General features: G+C 60.1%; 2 protein-coding genes. One reads left to right on the top strand and one right to left on the bottom strand.

Going from position 1 to position 777, the window contains the following annotated elements; all coding sequences use genetic code 11:
• The coding region (locus MKK64_RS04865) for a Crp/Fnr family transcriptional regulator (protein WP_243932449.1) at positions 1-300 on the bottom strand (300 nt) is incomplete at its 3' end.
• A 177-nt stretch (positions 301-477) separates the two neighbouring features.
• Here MKK64_RS04865 and MKK64_RS04860 point away from each other — a divergent pair.
• Positions 478-777 (top strand): Crp/Fnr family transcriptional regulator (locus MKK64_RS04860; protein WP_243932447.1); only part of this gene is annotated, 300 nt, incomplete at its 3' end.

The raw sequence follows: 777 nt of genomic DNA, 5'->3' as shown, positions 1-777 counted from the left end.
ATTCTGCACCCGGCCATCATAGGGGGCTTGATCGGAGCCAAGCAGCAGCGGAATCCCGACGAGGCCCTCGCAGCCAACGAGCCCAATCTCAGCCTGTTCGCCATCGGGGGCTTGCGCAACCAGCGAGACGATGCCGCGTTCAATAAAATACAAACTGGTGATTGGGGTATCCGTCTGGATCAGCACGTCGCCCACAGCGAGCTTTTTTGGGGCGAGCCGGCCCCGAAGCAGATCGAAGTCGGATGGTGGTAGTCCGGCGAGCAAACGATTGCGGCACGAGGCCTGTCCAAGCTGTGTCACGGGCCGTCCCGAGAAGGGCGGGGGCACGAACCCTCAGCCGTGTGCGCCCGAAAGATTGCAAACGATGCGCGGCTTCTAGGGAAAACGCGGACGTTAGGCAAATTTCTCATCAAATGACGATTTGAAATGTCGGAAATCCGACGTAGGGTCGCTGCGGTCGAACCCTCCCGAGGTGTGATGCAGCAGGTACTGACCCGGAAGCTGGAAGGCTTCGAGGACCTATCGGATGACGATCGCCGGGCCCTGGATGGCTTGGCGCCACGCATCCGGCAGGTCGCTGCACGGGTCGATTTGGTTCGAGAAGGCGACGAACCCGAGAACGTCCATCTGATCCTTGATGGCCTCGCTTGCCGCTACAAGGTGCTCCCGGACGGTAAACGCCAGATCATGGCGCTTATGGTTCCAGGGGACTTCTGCGACCTCAACGTGTTCATCCTCGACCAGATGGACCACAACATCGGTACGATCTCCCCGTGC

Origin of the sequence: Methylobacterium sp. E-025 (assembly GCF_022829705.1) — a bacterium.
Taxonomy (GTDB): domain Bacteria; phylum Pseudomonadota; class Alphaproteobacteria; order Rhizobiales; family Beijerinckiaceae; genus Methylobacterium.
This window is presented reverse-complemented; position numbering and strand designations above follow the sequence as displayed.